At 49.1% G+C, this 16,195-nt stretch carries 15 protein-coding genes; 8 read left to right on the top strand and 7 right to left on the bottom strand.

The genetic code is table 11. From position 1 onward, the window contains the following. Window positions 1-109: 109 nt before the first annotated feature. The gene (locus CX664_RS13100; protein ID WP_219622181.1) at window positions 110-1,153 is read left to right on the top strand and encodes an ankyrin repeat domain-containing protein; all 1,044 of its coding nucleotides are present in this window, start codon (window positions 110-112) and stop codon (window positions 1,151-1,153) included. A 95-nt stretch (window positions 1,154-1,248) separates the two neighbouring features. Here CX664_RS13100 and CX664_RS13095 read toward each other — a convergent pair whose 3' ends face one another. From CX664_RS13095 to CX664_RS27450, 5 genes are all read right to left on the bottom strand, one after another. After that, window positions 1,249-1,827: a disulfide bond formation protein B gene (locus tag CX664_RS13095; protein ID WP_101747168.1), complete on the bottom strand. Its 579-nt coding sequence runs from the start codon at window positions 1,825-1,827 to the stop codon at window positions 1,249-1,251. A gap of 66 nt (window positions 1,828-1,893) precedes the next feature. Continuing rightward, window positions 1,894-2,538 carry a thioredoxin domain-containing protein gene (locus CX664_RS13090; protein WP_101747167.1) on the bottom strand — a complete coding sequence of 215 codons (645 nt, stop codon included), beginning with the start codon at window positions 2,536-2,538 and terminating at the stop codon, window positions 1,894-1,896. An 88-nt stretch (window positions 2,539-2,626) separates the two neighbouring features. Then, a complete protein-coding gene (ylqF, locus tag CX664_RS13085) occupies window positions 2,627-3,523 on the bottom strand; it encodes a ribosome biogenesis GTPase YlqF (RefSeq protein ID WP_101747166.1) in 897 nt (298 codons plus the stop codon). A gap of 381 nt (window positions 3,524-3,904) precedes the next feature. After that, window positions 3,905-4,678: a protein-tyrosine phosphatase family protein gene (locus tag CX664_RS13080; RefSeq protein WP_101747165.1), complete on the bottom strand. Its 774-nt coding sequence runs from the start codon at window positions 4,676-4,678 to the stop codon at window positions 3,905-3,907. Window positions 4,679-5,035: 357 nt separating this feature from the next. Next, entirely contained in the window at window positions 5,036-6,025 is a 990-nt protein-coding gene (locus tag CX664_RS27450; RefSeq protein WP_101747164.1) for a GNAT family acetyltransferase, read from the bottom strand. A gap of 334 nt (window positions 6,026-6,359) precedes the next feature. Between CX664_RS27450 and CX664_RS13070 the strand changes: the two genes are divergently transcribed. Beyond that, a complete protein-coding gene (locus CX664_RS13070; RefSeq protein WP_145999990.1) occupies window positions 6,360-7,199 on the top strand; it encodes a hypothetical protein in 840 nt (279 codons plus the stop codon). Between the two features lie 53 nt (window positions 7,200-7,252). Beyond that, window positions 7,253-8,113, top strand: a complete 861-nt coding sequence (locus CX664_RS13065; RefSeq protein ID WP_101747162.1) for a hypothetical protein — start codon at window positions 7,253-7,255, stop codon at window positions 8,111-8,113. Window positions 8,114-8,194: 81 nt separating this feature from the next. Here the strand turns inward: CX664_RS13065 and CX664_RS13060 are convergent, their stop codons facing one another. Continuing rightward, window positions 8,195-8,842, bottom strand: a complete 648-nt coding sequence (locus CX664_RS13060; protein ID WP_101747161.1) for a CDP-alcohol phosphatidyltransferase family protein — start codon at window positions 8,840-8,842, stop codon at window positions 8,195-8,197. A gap of 500 nt (window positions 8,843-9,342) precedes the next feature. On the opposite strand from CX664_RS13060, the gene CX664_RS13055 reads away from it, so the two are divergent. The 3 genes from CX664_RS13055 (at window position 9,343) to erpA (ending at window position 10,990) form a co-directional block, all read left to right on the top strand. Continuing rightward, window positions 9,343-10,113, top strand: coding sequence for a DUF6776 family protein (locus CX664_RS13055; RefSeq protein ID WP_145999989.1), 771 nt, complete (start codon window positions 9,343-9,345; stop codon window positions 10,111-10,113). Beyond that, window positions 10,085-10,531, top strand: coding sequence for a bactofilin family protein (locus tag CX664_RS13050; RefSeq protein WP_101747159.1), 447 nt, complete (start codon window positions 10,085-10,087; stop codon window positions 10,529-10,531). The genes CX664_RS13055 and CX664_RS13050 overlap by 29 nt, the downstream gene beginning before the upstream one ends. Window positions 10,532-10,636: 105 nt before the next feature. Continuing rightward, complete coding sequence (erpA, locus tag CX664_RS13045) at window positions 10,637-10,990, top strand: iron-sulfur cluster insertion protein ErpA (RefSeq protein WP_101747158.1); 354 nt, start codon at window positions 10,637-10,639, stop codon at window positions 10,988-10,990. A gap of 111 nt (window positions 10,991-11,101) precedes the next feature. Here erpA and CX664_RS13040 read toward each other — a convergent pair whose 3' ends face one another. Beyond that, a complete protein-coding gene (locus CX664_RS13040; RefSeq protein ID WP_101747157.1) occupies window positions 11,102-12,040 on the bottom strand; it encodes an L-lactate dehydrogenase in 939 nt (312 codons plus the stop codon). A 379-nt stretch (window positions 12,041-12,419) separates the two neighbouring features. On the opposite strand from CX664_RS13040, the gene radA reads away from it, so the two are divergent. Together radA and glgX are read left to right on the top strand one after the other, a co-directional pair. Then, the gene (gene radA / locus CX664_RS13035) at window positions 12,420-13,793 is read left to right on the top strand and encodes a DNA repair protein RadA (RefSeq protein ID WP_101747190.1); all 1,374 of its coding nucleotides are present in this window, start codon (window positions 12,420-12,422) and stop codon (window positions 13,791-13,793) included. Window positions 13,794-14,040: 247 nt separating this feature from the next. Then, window positions 14,041-16,188, top strand: a complete 2,148-nt coding sequence (gene glgX / locus CX664_RS13030; protein ID WP_101747156.1) for a glycogen debranching protein GlgX — start codon at window positions 14,041-14,043, stop codon at window positions 16,186-16,188. The last annotated feature ends 7 nt before the right edge of the window (window positions 16,189-16,195 follow it).

Raw genomic sequence — 16,195 nt, 5'->3', positions numbered from 1 at the left:
TTGCCACCATACTTTCCATCTGGAATGTATACGTCGACACCTGGACGGGCAGTCGGGGTTTCCTAAATTTCGAACCTGTGCTGTCTGTCCACAGGTTGCTTTACCGCTGGTGCAGGTGGCCGGGGAAAGGTTAGCTCCAACCACCCGTTATTGTGAGTCCCCGGCACTGGTCGCCTGCTACAACGGAGATTGGCAGGCCATACAGGCCATAGTGGAGCAAGAGCCGGACATGGCCCGGCAACACTATTATTCTGCTCACACTTGCTGCAACACCGGGCTATTGCACATCGCCGCCGAGCAAGGTGATGACCGTATACTGAATCTGCTGATCCGTAACCAGGCTGATATCAATGGAGTTGAGGGGTATCACGGTTCCACCCCTTTGCATTTGGCTGCCGACGGTGGCCACACCAGGTGTATGGATCTTCTGCTGGCAGCAGGGGCAAATCCAACGGTAACCGACCAGCTCGGCGATACTCCCCTGCATAAAGCGGTCGATGCCGGACACATTGAGTCTTTGCCGCCATTAATTAATGGTGGAGCCAATATCAATGCCGTCAACAATCGCGGTTATGCACCCTTGCAAAAAGCCGTGTTAATGAAACAGATGGCGTGCTTGCAGTACCTGCTCTCCCGTGGGGCCGATGTAGATAACATCGACGCCATGAGCTATACGGCCGCATGTAATGCAGCCTGTTCTGGCTACCCGGATTTTCTGGAACAACTGATCCACTTTAAGGCAGATATCAACAAATTCGGGATATTTGGTCATACGCCGCTCCACCTTGCGACCGAAGAAGGACATATCAACTGCATGCATATCCTTATCAACCATGGGGCGAAGATTGATGCAGCCAATGACCACGGTGATACGTCCCTGCACATGGCTGTGTGGAATAACAACATTGAAGCAGCACGACTGCTGAGCGAAAAAGGAGCCAGTATCAATATCACCGATCATGACGGTTGGGCACCAGTTCACATTGCCGCCTCAGAAGGCAATATTGAGATTCTGAAACACTTGCTGGAGCGCGGAGCAAACATCAGGCTCTTAACGAAAAATGGTTTGAGCCCGCTGGATCTTTCTGCCAATGAAGGGCACACCAACTGCGTGCAGTTTATGCACGCGGTATTTTCGATGACAGGCTCCTAGCGATGTATCACAGAAGTTTACCGCCAGGTAAAAGATCGTGAATTCTACCTGGCATGATGGAAATGCGTTGATTTCTGAAATTGATGCGCGGCCATTTACAGCTTTTTGAAGAACCTGGCGTACAGGGAGCTAATAATGCAGGTCGCAGCAGCCAACAGATAAATTGAGAAAATCACGACCATCCATTCTGCCATGTTCAGGGTAAGCAGGGTCCAGTCGTCGGCACCGCAGAGTCCGGTGGGCATAAACAGGGAGGGCCACCATTCATAGAGAGGCAGGTCGAAAGGGAAGGTCGGGCGGAAGCTGCAGCTGGAAGAAAACGGATTAAACTCGGCGTAGTCTGCCATTTGGGCAATGGCTTCCTTCAGCCCATACAGTGCACCAGCAATCCAGAGAGTGTAACCTGTGATTCTGAAAAACAGCTGGGTGGGTGAAATGATGATAACCAATGGCGCAAACATCAGCACCAGAACGGCGAGCCGCTGATAGACGCAGCGCTCACAGGGATCCATATGCAGAATATACTGAAAGCCCAGGGCGCACAGCTCCAGAAAGAGCGCAGTGGCAAACATAATAAGCCAGGTGACTCGTAAACTCTGCCAGCCGTGGATGGTTTGCAGTGGGCTATCTTTCAAACGTTGAAAGAGGCTATTGGGGTTTTGTTCAGCGGCCAATGGTGATCCCTCTCGAAGTTACTTCTGGCTTTCCGGTTGGGTCAGCGAAAAGCCATCAGCGCAGTGTTATTGTGTCTCTTCCGCTGGAAGTTTGGTCAGGTAGGTGATTAGTGCATTCAGCTCGTCATGGGACTTCAAGCTGCCCATATTGATCAGGTAACGGTTATTCACCATAAAGCCGGGAACGGCATGAACGTGTTCGCCATATTGGTTCCAGTCCAGCACTGTTCTCATCACTAGCAGGTTATTCTGGTTCGCCTCGAAGTCAGACTGTTTCAGTCCAGCCTTTTCCAGGGTCTGGAAGAATTCCGCATCGTTTCGCCAGTCTCCCTTGCGCTCTACATGAAGGCGACTGAAAAGAGCCTGTTTGACGGCGTTATGGCGCGGTGTACCCTGGGTCATGGCCAATGCCAGAGTGGCCTGTTTGGCATAGGCTCCCATAAAGTTCATATGCGCCTGTTTGAACTCAATGCCCTGCTGACTCAGCCAGCTCTTCAGGGTAATCAGTGGTCCTTTCTCCCACTGATAGCAGCCTCCGCAGTAAATAGAAAACAGCTCGGTCACGGTTGGCCTGGTAGAAGGGGCAAGCCCTTTAACGACTTTGTAATGGGGGCCTTCCTGAAACCGGCTGGTATTTTCAACGCTGTCCGTCGCTTTGGCAAAAGCCATCATCGGAAATGCAAACATAAGTACCAATAACAACTTTCTCATCGGTATTATTTTCCTGTAGTCCTGTTTAATGGTGTGAATATCGAGAGGTTATCATTGTCCAAACCTCAGTGTCTGATAAATATGCTGGTTATTTTTCAGCCTTGTCTGCTTCCCTTGCCACTTTTGCTGCTTCCATGGCCCGCAGCTGGGCTGTAATCATTTCCGGTGTTTCCAGGGTAATACGACCGAGCTGGCCATCCCGGAACTCATTGATCAGAATTTCGGCAACCTTATGGGTATCGGCAATGCCGCCCCTGCGCATACAGCCACGCCGCTGACCGATCCTGTCAAACAGCTCAATGCCGGTTTGCGGAATGTCCTTAAGCTGGTAACGCTGCAAGAGCGCATCCGGATAATGCTGCATCATAAACTCGGCCAGGTACATGGCAACGTCTTCAAACTCAATAACCGTGTTTTTGATGGCACCGCTGATGGCCAGGCGGTAGCCGCAATCTTCCGGCTCAAGCTTGGGCCAGAGAAAGCCGGGGGTGTCCAGCAAGACAATATTATTGGGCAGTTTGATTCTCTGCTGCTGCTTGGTGACCGCCGGCTCATTGCCGGTTTTGGCAACTGTGCGACTGGCCAGAATATTGATGGTGGTGGATTTGCCCACATTGGGGATACCAAGGATGATGGCCTTCAGCTGGCTGACCTCCAGATTCCGCTCAGGAACCATGGCGGGTGCCATAGCCAGAATGCTGCGAATTTTGTCCGGTTGCTTCAGATTGACGGCAATGGCCTTCATGCCGGAAGTGCGGTTGATATGGTCTACCCATTGTTGGGTGACGGCCGGATCAGCCAGATCACTCTTGTTGATAATCTTGATGCAGGGTGTGTCTTTACGCAGGGAGGCAACCATCGGGTTCTCACTGCTGAAGGGAAGCCGCGCGTCCAGCACCTCGATAATAAGATCCATCTTTGGTATCACTTCACGGATCTCTTTTTTGGCCTTGTGCATATGGCCGGGATACCAGTTTATTGCCATTGTTGGATCTATCTTGCCTGAATGAAAACAGATTATTTTACTATGTATCCGGTGCGCCACAAACCACCAATTTTAAAAGATTAAAAGGTAGCGGCTGAGCTGTTATGGTGGCTACGCGCTAAGCAATGGCAAGAGTGCTTGCAAGACAAAAGGGACGTGAAATAGAACGTTGTGTCAGCCGAACCTGGTAGCTGTTTTGATCATCAGTCTCCTGGTACATGGTTTCAATGAGTTTGACGGGTTGTCGTGCCTCCGCACTCCGTTCGTCCTGAGCCTGTCGAAGGGCGAAAACTCCGGACTCTGATAGATCGTGCCAAGCACCCTTCGACTCCGCTCAGGGTGAACGGAGATTGTACACGTCAAACTCATTGAAACAATGTACTAGTAAATGGCACCAACACTCTGAATTCCTTTACTATCCCGCAAATAATAGGCGATCCATTTCAGAGCTCTTTTTTGCAGTGACCTGAGCGGTCTTCCTGCAATTTCCTCTGCTTCCTCAATCACCTCAAGGTAGCTTTTGCCCAGAAACTGCATCTGATAAGTGCCAATGACCATGCCTGTCCGGTCACTGCCAGCCTGACAGTGAACAAAAATGGCGGCAGGCCTGCTGTACTCCTGATTAAGTAATTTGTTGAGCTTGTCTACCAGTTTGTATACATCACCAATAAAGGGAAGTTTGAGCATGATGTGGAGAACTGACGTCGGGTAATAGTCAGGATTGGAAGCGGCACCATAAACCGGATGGTGGATCAGCTGCATCAGATCCGGGTTGATTTGGGCAAACATCTGTTCCTGTTTCAGTAAATGACGTTCACCGAGCTTGCTGATCAACGAAAAATCATAAATATAGATGTCTTCGGGAAGGGGGGTATGGAGCTGATCCATACTTCTCTGGTTCATGGTTTCAATAAGCTTTTGATAGGCAAACTGGCCTTTGATAACGGGCATGTTGCCCCGGAACAGGTAGTTTCCGGACACAGGATTATAGTCAACCAGCCGGAGTTTCCGGGGGGAGAATGCCACTTCTTTCGGCTTGGACCGGGAATCTGCCGACGATAAATCGTTGGCTACAGGGCGTTGTGAGGCGGTGTTGCCCAACGTGGCAAACGAGAGCAGAACCAGTATTGAGATAAGCCGTCTGATAATAGTCATGATGTACTACATATTATGTGGAATCATATATCAGACTGTTTTCTGCTCTGAGAGTTGCAAAGAGTTTTTGGCGTTTATTCTCGGTCAGCCTCCTGGTAGATGGTTTCAATGTATTTGATGGGTTCCCTCTATCAATATGACGCCCAAACTCCGTTCGTCCTGAGCGGAGTCGAAGGGCGTAAATACCATAGCCTGAATAAAGACCGTGCCAATCACCCTTCGACTCCGCTCAGGGTGAACGAAGATTATATGCCTCAAACTCATTGAAGCGATGTACTAGTACAGGTAAGCGTTGATATCCATACCGTTCACACTGAGCGGAGTCGAAGTGCGAGGCTCCCATCCTTCGACTCCGCTTCAGGATGAACGGGGTGCAGGTGTATTAGCGCTTTCCTGCACCAGACGTTTTCCCATGCTGATGACCTGGTCTGTCTGGTAACCCAGGGATTGATAGAAGGCCAAAACCTGTTGGTTGGCGCTGCGTACCTGCAGGTTGATCTTTGGGCATCCCAGCTTTGCCAGTCGAGTTTCCAGCTTTTCCATCAGGGTTCTGCCCAGTCCGTATTGTTGCCATTGGGGAGTGACGGCCAGATAGTTCACCCAGCCTCTATGGCCTTCGTAACCCCCCATAACCGATGCAACGATTTCATCTTTGATCAGCCCTACCAGGAAAAGGCCGTCATTGATGGCCACTTTTCGATCGATATCACGTTGTGGATTATTCTGTGGAGTGGTCAAACCACACTGTTGCCATAGCCTGATAACCGCTTCGGTATCTTCAGGTTTGAAGGCGCGAACAGTCATTCCGGGGTGGACTTTATGCTGCCGCGCGTGCTCTGGTTTCGGGGTTGCTACGGGTAATCGGATTCTGGACATCCGGTAGCTGTTGACCAGTTGTCCATCGCGAAAGGCATCACATTTGCTTTCACCTTCTATCTCGAAACCGAAGCCCTGGTAGAGGCTGATAGCCCGGGAGTTGTCGGTATAAACGTCTAATTCGATCCGCACCAGGTTCAACCAGTTGTCGGCGAGTTCTACCATGGCCGACATGAGCTGTTTACCGATGCCTTGTCCCTGGGCATCCGGATGCACGGTAATAGCAAAACTTGCGCAGTGTTTGCGTCGTGGGTTGTCCTGTATTTGTAACCCGAGAAGGCCAAGGATTTGTCCTGAGGACTCGGCTACCAGCTGTATATGGTTCTTGTCGTCCATATTGAACAGATTGTGCCAATACGCTTGGGGTCGGTAAGGAATCTGGCTGGTCTGTCGGGTGACTCCCGGGTCGCGGAAAAACTCTCCAATAGCGTGCAAGTCAGGAGCCTCGGCGTGCCGGATAATGGTATCCATGTTTTATTCTCTACAATTCAATAGCATTGACTTTAGGCTATATAACCAGACGGTTTCAAGATGCAGGTTTTTAACGCTGAAAGTTGTTATTTATCTTGCTGCGTAAAGGTACCCCGGTTTTTTACACATGTCTGGTAAAGTTTTATCAGGAAGATGATTTGTTTTTACTGAAGCTCCTTGGCTGTCGCGCAGTATTTGTTGTTCCGGGTTTTTTATTGTCTTTCAAAGTGGATCACTTGGTTGACTGTTTTTAGAGTGATAAGTGGGATTTTAAAATTTAGACTATCATGAGATTTCTAAATATGATTTATAAAAAAAGGAAGGAATTGTTAAGATGTATTCGACTACAGCATCCACTACTCATTCTACTGTGGCTTCATCTGGTTCTATCAAAGATCCATCCTTGCCTGATGAAAACGTATCATTCGAAAAAGCAAGCAAGTTTGGCAGAATAATTGTTAAAGCACCAAATGCTGTTTCACAATTAACTTTGGCAAAAGCTATTCAGGAAATTAAAAAACTACCTGCTTCTGATTTTGTAAATAGTGGCAATAGAATACGACAGGTTGAACTTGTTGCTTCAGAATACTCCAAGGTTTCACAGCATCCAATACAAGTAACATTTGATGCAGCTGGTAAACTTTCAGATACAGAAGAGTTTGAAAAAAAATTTGCACCGCATACAGATTCAATAAAGGCAATGTGTAAAGAGGCCTTGCAAACAATGGGTCAAAAACTTAACTGGAAGGATTTATCTATTGGGGTTCGTTGTAATGTGCTCAGGTATCCATTTACCCCTGAACAAACAGAGATACGCAATATGGAATGGCATAAAGATGGATGTAATTTGTCCATGACAACGCTTTTATCGCCATATTATCAACACGGCAATGGTTTTGCTGGTGGAGAATTGAGTTTTGCACAAGATTCATTAGTTTCTCCCGGGGTTCCTGTAGCGGGTACTATAAAAACACTTGAGTACAAAAATCCGGGAGATGGCTTCATCTTTGATGGTTTGAAATCATTGCATAAAGTTGAAGAAATGCATGTATTGCATGAAATTAAGGATGGAGAAGAAATCGTAGAAAGACTGCTGCTTCTTTGTTTTGCCTGGCCATCTATACGTGATGTAATCGCTCTATCAAAAGCGCTTGGTGAAGAAAATTTAGTCTGAGTACCTAATCCAAAATTCAGATATGATTTATAAAACAGGTAGGCATTTTTAATATGTATTCAACCGCATCATTAAGTGCTGAGTCTACAGTGGCTTTCACTGATTCTTTTGAAGGTTCATCCTTATCTGGTAAGAATGAATCAATAAAGGCGGGAAATAATTCTGGAAGGGTGATTGTTAAGGTAAGAAATACTGTTTCAAAAATAACCTTGGCAAAAGCGTTTCAGGAAATTGATGGATTGACTACAATCGATTTTGAAAACAACGGGAATAAATTGCAGGATATCGGAATCATTGATCCAGAAAAACATAATAAATATCTATTTCCATCAACAGTAACATTTGACGCATCTGGTAAGCTTTCAAATACAGAGGCCTTTGATGAAAATTTTAAGCCGAATACAGATTCAATAAACAAAATGTGTAAAGAGGCCTTGCAAACAATGGGGCGCAAACTCCACTGGAGGAATTGTACTGTGGAGGCTTGGTGCTCTTTGCTCAGGTATCCATTCACCAGTGAACAAACATTGATATGTAATATGCCATGGCATAGAGATCTATGTACTTTATCCATGACAACACTGTTATCTCCATATAATCAAAACGATAATGGTTTTTGTGGTGGAGCATTGAGTTTTGCAAAAGATTCAAATGTTTCTGGTACTCTTCCTAGAAGTTCTTCTGGTATTCCTGAAAAATCTACCATAAAAACATTTGAATACAAAGAGCAAGGAGACGGCTTCATCTTTGATAGTATAAACACACTTCATAAAGTTAAAAAAATGTATGTATTGAATGAAGAGAAGCTTAAAGAACGACCCGTACAAAGATTGTTGCTTGTTTGCTTTACTAATCCATCTGAAGATGATGTAAGACATCTTTCAGTAGCGCTTGGTGAAGAAAATTTAGCTTGAGTATCCAAGGCCAAATCAGGGGTTGCTGCAAATGCAGTTCCCTGAATTTGTTAAAAACACTATTAAAAAATGGCTCAATCCCTATGGCCGTGGGGCTGGCTTTTGGTGCTTTTCTTTCTCTGCCTGCTCAATACTTTGGTAACCAGACCAGACCCTGAGAGCCGCAGTTAAAATGCATATAGCGGCAAAACCCAGGGCAAGCTGTGGAAAATAACCGGGCAGCAGACAAAAAAGCACAAACAGCGCAATGGTTTCTGTTCCCTCGGCCAGACCACCCAGGTAATACAGGGATTTGTGTTGGAAGCGCGGGTCTGACAGCTGATGTTTCTCAGCCATGACGGCATAGGCAAGAAAGCTGGCTCCGGTGCCCATAAAGGAGAAAATCAGGACGCACGCTGCCACCGCATTGTGTGCCGGTGACGCCAGGGCAAAGCCCATGACAATGGCCGAATAAAAAATAAAATCCAGGGTAATATCCAGAAACCCGCCAGCGTCTGAGGGGTTGCCCAGCCTGGCCAGTGCTCCATCAAGACCATCCAGTATCCGGTTACTCAGAATCAGCACTAAAGCCAGTGAGTAGAACTCAAAGGCCAGCAATGGGACTGCCAGCATGCCCATCAGAAAACCGGCAACGGTGACCTGGTCCGGTGTGATGCCACGTTGCTTTAACTGCAACGCAGCCAATCTCAACGGTGGCTGAACAAGTGAGGTTGTCCATTTATCGATCATGTAATATCAGAAGGCAGTGTTGATGAACGGTAAAAGTGCATCATACCGCTGGCTTTTTTCTGTGCCAAATCGCTTCTTCAGATGTTTGGCCAGGACTGAATTTTGGGTGTGGCGAAAGTTTGCCGGTTTGTTTGTGATGTTTTTTCGGCTTGTGTATAGTCCCGCTGTTAACCCGGATATTTCATAAACTGCCCCGAATCTCGCGTACGACCACATGGATGTGGGAGATAGGGCGACGCAGGATGCCAAAGCCGAGGACTTTGTCGCTCTAAGGGATTTTGTGAGGGAGCGCCGTACCGGGGAGTACGGTCGACTGAACAAAACTCCCTTAGAGCGGCAAAGGACAAGCGAGAGCGGGAGCATGTTTATGAAATATCCGGGTTAAGTTCTTCAGAATAAGGCGCATCCTTTTAATAGGTGCTGTTGAAGGAAGGTTGCAGGCTCATTGGCTCTTAACTATTTAACGGGCCCGAGTCATGGTCAGGAAAAGGTGGATAGCTTTGCATCCCGACAGTAGCAAACTCAGGGTTATACGCCATGACCCGAAACGAGATCAGTTAATTCGAATTTTTCTAATGGTATTTATTGCTTTGCTGGGTGGTTTTGCCTATTGGTATGGTGGAAACCATGCAGGCCAGAATCTGGACCAGCTTCGGCAACAGCATACCACTCTGGAGAACAGGGCCAGAGTATTGCAGGAAGAGAACAGAGAGCTCCGGCAGCGAGTGGGCATTCTGGAAAGTGCCAGCAAAATGGATCGTGAAGCGGTCAACAATGTTCGCCTGTTAGTAAAGAAGCTTGAGGAAGAGAAAGAGCTGCTGCATAAAGAGCTGACTTTTTTCAAAAGCATCCTGGCTCCGGAAGACATGTCTACCGGTGTTCGGGTGGCGGGCTTCAGTTTACTTCGGGGGAATGAATCCGGTCAGTACCGTCTTCGGCTGGTGATTTCCCAGGTGGCGAGAAGCAACCCGTTTCTGAAAGGAACACTATCGGTATCCCTGATTGGCGAGAAAGATGGCAAGGCACAGACCATACCGCTGCAGAAGCTGATCGCGTCGGATCAGGCTGTCGCAGGTTTGGGGTTTCGCTATTTTCAGGCTCTGCCCAGTGACAGAGAGTACTTTGACTTCACTATACCGGAAGGTTTTCAGCCGGCAGAGGTCAAGGTTATGGTGCGGATCACCAGCGGAATTAAACAGAGTTTTGAACAAATTTATCAATGGGATAAGGAGCTGTTAGCGGATGTTCGGCAAGAGCAAAACAGCGGGTAACGTCGCGAAACATGGCAGTACGACGCTCATATCGTCAGAAACAATCATTACCGGCGATATTCACTTTTCCGGTTCCGTGCATATCGAAGGGTGTGTTAAAGGTAATGTGTCAGCAGATCAGGGCATGTTAACCATTGCCCATAATGGCAGTGTGGAAGGTGATGTTCGTGTCCAGCGCGTGGTGGTCGATGGTCACGTTCGTGGCAATGTTTTTGCCGAAGAACATCTGGAGCTTGCTTCCAGGGCCGTGATTACCGGTAATGTGTTTTACAACGTGATAGAGATGACCAAAGGGTCTCAGGTTAATGGCAGTCTTGAGCATCACTCGAACGGTGTGCCAGCCGGACCTCAGCCTCTCCTGGAGCGTGCTGATGAAGAGATGCCCGCAGCGGAAGTGATTGAAGCGGTGGATAGTTGACTGTAACAGTTGGTTACTCCGATAATAGCCCGCTAATGAGTAAATGACGGGTCGCTGCCTTAACGGGTTATCACTAGGAGCCAGGGCGGCGGCACGGGAGGGTCAATGAGCGTAGTAGAAACAGTGATACCGGAGCCAATCAGTGTTACGGAAGCTGCTGCCCGCAGGGTAAGTGAATTGCTGGCAGATGAGACCGAAGAAAATCAAAGGCTCCGGGTATATGTCACCGGTGGCGGCTGTTCCGGTTTTCAGTACGGCTTCACGTTTGACAGTAATCTTGCTGATGATGACACCCTGATTACCAGAGATGGCGCAGCCATTGTGGTTGATTTCCTCAGTTACCAGTACCTGGTGGGCGCGGAGATTGACTATGAAGAGGGGCTGGAAGGCTCTCGCTTTCTGGTTAAAAACCCGAATGCCAAGTCGACCTGTGGCTGTGGGTCTTCGTTCTCGATATAAACGAATATCCAGGTTAGGCTTTTGGGAATCCAAAGATCACGCCGGGCACAGAGGAAATCTTCTGTTGTGCCCTGCGTGATCTTTGCGTTTTACCGATCGTAAAAAAGGGTCTTATACCAGCTGATCCATAGAGGCTTTAAGGGTGTTTGCCGAGTGTCGAATGCCCGCCAGTTCCTCCTCATCCAGCTTAGGGGCAATAATACTCTCCACGCCGTCACTGCCAATAACGGTTGGCAGGCTCAGGCAGATATCGCTAATGCCGTATTCTCCATTCAGCCGGACCGTGACCGGAAGAACACTGCGCTGATTATTGAGTACCATGCGAATGATAAAAGCAATAACCAGTCCAATCGCCCAGTTGGTGTAGCCTTTGTTGGCAATGATCTCGTAAGCGGCTTTTCTGACCCTGGTGACAATACCTGCCAGGGCTTCGGGATCGTATTCACGACCATTAATCGTATTGCCTTTGATACCAAGCCCGGCAATGGTGGCGGAACTCCAGACCGGTACTTCAGAGTCACCATGTTCCCCGAGAATATAAGCGTGAATGGACTGGGGTGAGACATCATAGTAGTTGGCCAGCAGGGTTCGAAAGCGGGAGGTATCCAGCAGGGTGCCGGTGCCAATCACCAGGTTATTGGGACGATGACTCAGGCTTTGCATGGCATGGGTAAGAATATCCACCGGGTTGCTGGCAATCAGTAACAAGGCTTGGGGTGCATGCCGGTCAAGCTCTCTGGCGATGGTTTCAAACACTTTGATGTTTCGCTGCAGCAGATGCAGGCGACTTTCATCGGGGCTGGATTGACTGACACCGGCGCAGATAACGATGATGCCTGCCCCCTCCAGGCTGGCAAAGTCACCGTCGGTGACCTCGCAGCGCCCCACCAGTGGCTGGCCATGCATCAGGTCCAGTGCTTCGCCATGGGCTCTGTCCTGGTTCTTATCCACAAGAATAATTTGATTGGCCAGCTTTTGTTGGAACAGGGAGTAAGCGGCCGCCATACCAACAAAGCCAGTGCCGATAATGCCAATTTTATTCGTATTCATGGTGAGTGCCTGCGTCTTTGAAGTATGCCCTGGCAGCAATAAGCTGAAATAAGTGCATACCTCAAGAAAGTGAGGAGTCAAGGTTGTGGCTTATACATTATAAGCCCTGCATGATTCTGCAGTATGAATCACCTTTAGTACAAAGTTCTATCAGCGTTAATTTAGTCTGACTTTGTTGTATTTGGTAGTAACTGAAAAAAGAAGGAAACCACAAAGACACAAAGGTTTATCCGAGCTTGTCTGAGCTGCGATAAACCAACAAAAAAGGCTGCCTTTGTGCCTTCGTGTCTTTGTGGTTCAATACAGAATGTTTGTTATGGATCATGCTGAGCAGTTAGACTCAATCTATTTACGCAAAGACTTTACGCAAAGACTCTTCATGGCAAAAGCAAAATCCCGAAAAGCATACGTTTGTACCGAATGTGGCAGCGAAGCCGCCAAATGGCAGGGGCAGTGTCCGGACTGTAAAGCCTGGAACACTTATAAAGAAGTCAACCTCGGACCGGCTGCCTCTCCCTCCATTGCTGCCAGTAACAAGGCCGGTTTTGCCGGTGCTCTCTCTGAGCTGAAAACCCTCAGCGAAGTGGATGTGGAAGAAGCGCCCCGCTTCTCCAGTGGCATGACGGAGTTTGACCGGGTGCTCGGTGGCGGTTTTGTCAAAGGCAGTGCGGTGCTGATTGGTGGTCACCCGGGTGCCGGTAAAAGTACCATCCTGCTGCAGGTGCTCTGTCACGTTGCCCAGTCCATGAATGCCCTTTATGTCTCTGGCGAAGAGTCACTGCAGCAGATTGCCGCCCGGGCCCAGCGATTAGGACTACCCACCAATAACCTGAAAATGCTGGCGGAAACCTCCGCAGAAAATATTGTCACGGTGGCCGAGCAGGAAAAGCCCGGCATTATCGTCATCGACTCCATTCAGGTGATGTATATGAACGGAGTGGACTCCGTGCCCGGTGGTGTTGGCCAGGTCAAAGAGTCTGCCGCTTTCCTGACCCGGTATGCCAAACAGAGTGGTACGGTATTACTGATTGTCGGTCACGTCACCAAAGACAACTCTCTGGCCGGCCCCATGACCCTGTCCCATATCATTGATACCCAGATCATGCTGGGCAATACCGATGATTCCCGCTTCCGTATGATGCGGGCCACCAAAAACCGGTTTGGTCAGGTGAATGAGCTGGGTATTTTTGCCATGACCGAAACCGGCATGAAGGAAGTGAAAAACCCATCGGCCATTTTTCTGTCCCGCACCCAGGAGGCGACTTCGGGCAGCATTATTTCTGTATTGTGGGAAGGTACCCGACCTCTGCTGGTTGAGATACAGGGGCTGGTGGTGGAATCCCAACTGGGAAACCCTCGTCGTGTAACTGTCGGCGTGGAACAGAACCGTCTGGCCATGCTGCTGGCCATTCTTACCCGGCACGGTGGCATTTTCACCAGTGACCAGGATGTGTTTCTTAACGTAGTGGGTGGCGTAAAGATCACAGAAACCAGTGCTGATCTGGCCAGCCTGCTGACCGTGGTTTCCAGCCTGCGGGATACACCACTGCCTCAGGATCTGGTGGCCTTTGGTGAGGTGGGGCTGGCCGGGGAAATTCGTCCGGTGGCCAATGGTCAGGAGCGTCTGGTCGAGGCTGCCAAGCATGGCTTCAGCCGGGCCATTGTTCCTGCCGCCAACCAGCCCAGAAAACCGATTCCCGGTTTGACAGTGATTGCCGTGAAAAAATTATCGGAAGCGCTGGAAGCAATTTAGGAGTTGTCTGGAAATAACTTCCCTATTTTCATTGCCTGACTCCGTTCGGACTGAGTGCTGAGCTTGACGAAGTATCGAAGTTCGGTGGCACGACCCTTCGATACTTCGACAAGCTCAGCACTCAGGGTGAACGGAAATCGGGAACTTATTAAAAGACAATTCCCTAGGGTATTTTCAACAGCAGTAGTCATTGCTGGTGAATCAAATTAAAATTCAGCCCATTCCAATACGTTGATATCTCGGATACATGAATCAGCCAAAAATAACCTTAGAATCACTTGGTCCGGGAAGTTGCCACCATCTGGGGGCCAACTTTCTCAATCAGCAGCTGCACCCGGAGTTTCCTGACTCAGCGGTGGGGGTGAACTTTGCGGTATATGCACCGGAAGCGTCAGCCATGATGCTGTGCCTGTTTGACAGTACCGGGGTGGAGCAGCGCATTCCCATGTATGGCCCTGAAAAGGGTATCTGGCATGTATTGGTTAAAGGGGTGCAGGAAGGTCAGGTCTATGGCTATCGCGCCGATGGCCGCTGGGCACCTGATGAGGGGTTGCGCTTCAATATTAATCAACTGCTGCTGGACCCTTATGCCCGTGAAGTTAAAGGGGTGATTAACTGGCAGCCTGCCGTCTATGATTACTCCGGCAAGGAAAGAAATCAGTGGTCGTTCAATGATCAGGACAACGGCCATTTGCTGCCCAAATCGGTGGTCCGGACCGATCAGTTTGACTGGCAGTCTGTTACCAGGCCTGAACTCCCCCATGAAGACAGTATTATTTACGAGAGCCATGCCAGGGGCTTTACCCGTCAGCATCCCAATATTCCGGAAGCCCTGCGAGGGACTTATCTGGGGATGTGCCATCCTGTCGTTATTGATTATCTGAAGGGGCTGGGCGTCAATACGGTTGAGCTGTTGCCGGTGACCAGTTTTCTCAGTGAGCCAAGATTACGGAAGCTGGGGCTGAAAAACTACTGGGGCTATAACCCGCTCTGTTTTATGGCACCTGAGCCGTCCTATGCAATTGATGATCCGGTGGATGAACTGAAGACAATGGTTCGTGAATTGCACCGTGCCGGTATCCGGGTAGTGATGGATGTTGTTTACAACCATACCTGTGAAGCGGGATCGGATGGTCCGGGCCTGAGCCTGCGAGGGTTGGCTGAGAAAGATTACTATTTGCTGGATCACCATGGTGGTCATCTGGTGTCTACCAACTACAGTGGTTGTGGGAATACGTTGAATTTTGACAGCCCACAAACCATCAAGCTGGTAATGGATAGCCTCAGGTATTGGGCTGAGCACTATCAGATCGATGGTTTCCGTTTTGATCTGGCACCGACCATGGCCAGACGACATCGGAAGTTTGATGCTCAAAGCGCATTCTTTCTGGCCGTATTTCAGGACCCGATTCTTTCTACCCGGCAGATGATTGCAGAACCCTGGGACTTGGGGCCTGAAGGTTATCGCCTGAAAGGTTTCCCAAGGGACTGGCATGAGTGGAATGACCGTTATCGCGGTGGTATACGATCATTCTGGCGTGGTGACAAGGACCAGGTGGTGGATATCGCCTGGCGTCTGACCGGCTCCAGAGATATTTTCGGGCCAGGCAGACCGGCTGGAAGTGTTAACTATATCTGCAGTCATGATGGTTTTACCCTGCGCGACCTGGTGTCGTTTGAGCACCGGCACAACCTCGCTAATGGTGAGGGTAACCGGGACGGTGACCAACATAATCTCTCCTGGAATTATGGCGTTGAAGGGGCGTCCGGTGACCCTGCTATTCAACAGCAGCGGCTGCGTGTACGAAAAAACCTGCTGGCGACGCTGATGTTTTCCCGCAGTATCCCCATGCTGATGGCGGGTGATGAGTTTGGTAACAGTCAGCATGGCAATAATAATGTTTACTGTCAGGATAATCCCATTGGCTGGGTTGACTGGTCGTGGTTGGCTGGAAACGGCAAAAGTGATGAGAATCCTGATGGTGCCGAGCTGCAACAGTTCACCTCAATGCTTATTCATTTACGCAAGTCAGAGCCATTGCTGGGCATTCGTTATCAGACAGATGACAGGCAGTGGCACAGCGCTGAGCTCGAATGGTTTAATACTGAAGGCGTACCTCTGACCGCAGCAATGCTGCCTGATGAGCGTGGTCGTGCACTGGAGATGCGCTATCGCTGCCCTGTGGATAGCCAGCCCAGCCTGGTGCTATTGGTCAATAATGAGGCTGAAACCCGGCGCTTTAACTTGCCTGATACTGGCAATGCCGTTCGGTGGCAAAGAGTTTTATCCACGGATCTGGATAATGGAGAAGCTTTCCGGGAAGAGGTGATTTTGCATCAGGGGTGGTACGAGGTGCCGGGGCGCAGTGTTGTGGTGATGAAAGAATTGGCCTGAAAACCTT

The organism is Endozoicomonas acroporae, from assembly GCF_002864045.1.
Classification (GTDB): Bacteria; Pseudomonadota; Gammaproteobacteria; order Pseudomonadales; family Endozoicomonadaceae; genus Endozoicomonas; species Endozoicomonas acroporae.
The sequence above is the reverse complement of the archived record's forward strand: the minus strand, read 5'-3'. Positions and strand labels throughout refer to the sequence as shown.

What these genes read in the sequence shown, in the direction of transcription:
- CX664_RS13090 (WP_101747167.1), bottom strand. Translation starts at nt 2,538, where the DNA reads ATGAGAAAGTTGTTATTGGTACTTATGTTTGCATTTCCGATGATGGCT.
- ylqF (WP_101747166.1), bottom strand. Translation starts at nt 3,523, where the DNA reads ATGGCAATAAACTGGTATCCCGGCCATATGCACAAGGCCAAAAAAGAG.
- CX664_RS13080 (WP_101747165.1), bottom strand. Translation starts at nt 4,678, where the DNA reads ATGACTATTATCAGACGGCTTATCTCAATACTGGTTCTGCTCTCGTTT.
- CX664_RS27450 (WP_101747164.1), bottom strand. Translation starts at nt 6,025, where the DNA reads ATGGATACCATTATCCGGCACGCCGAGGCTCCTGACTTGCACGCTATT.
- CX664_RS13070 (WP_145999990.1), top strand. Translation starts at nt 6,360, where the DNA reads ATGTATTCGACTACAGCATCCACTACTCATTCTACTGTGGCTTCATCT.
- CX664_RS13065 (WP_101747162.1), top strand. Translation starts at nt 7,253, where the DNA reads ATGTATTCAACCGCATCATTAAGTGCTGAGTCTACAGTGGCTTTCACT.
- CX664_RS13060 (WP_101747161.1), bottom strand. Translation starts at nt 8,842, where the DNA reads ATGATCGATAAATGGACAACCTCACTTGTTCAGCCACCGTTGAGATTG.
- CX664_RS13050 (WP_101747159.1), top strand. Translation starts at nt 10,085, where the DNA reads ATGTTCGGCAAGAGCAAAACAGCGGGTAACGTCGCGAAACATGGCAGT.
- erpA (WP_101747158.1), top strand. Translation starts at nt 10,637, where the DNA reads ATGAGCGTAGTAGAAACAGTGATACCGGAGCCAATCAGTGTTACGGAA.
- CX664_RS13040 (WP_101747157.1), bottom strand. Translation starts at nt 12,040, where the DNA reads ATGAATACGAATAAAATTGGCATTATCGGCACTGGCTTTGTTGGTATG.
- radA (WP_101747190.1), top strand. Translation starts at nt 12,420, where the DNA reads ATGGCAAAAGCAAAATCCCGAAAAGCATACGTTTGTACCGAATGTGGC.
- glgX (WP_101747156.1), top strand. Translation starts at nt 14,041, where the DNA reads ATGAATCAGCCAAAAATAACCTTAGAATCACTTGGTCCGGGAAGTTGC.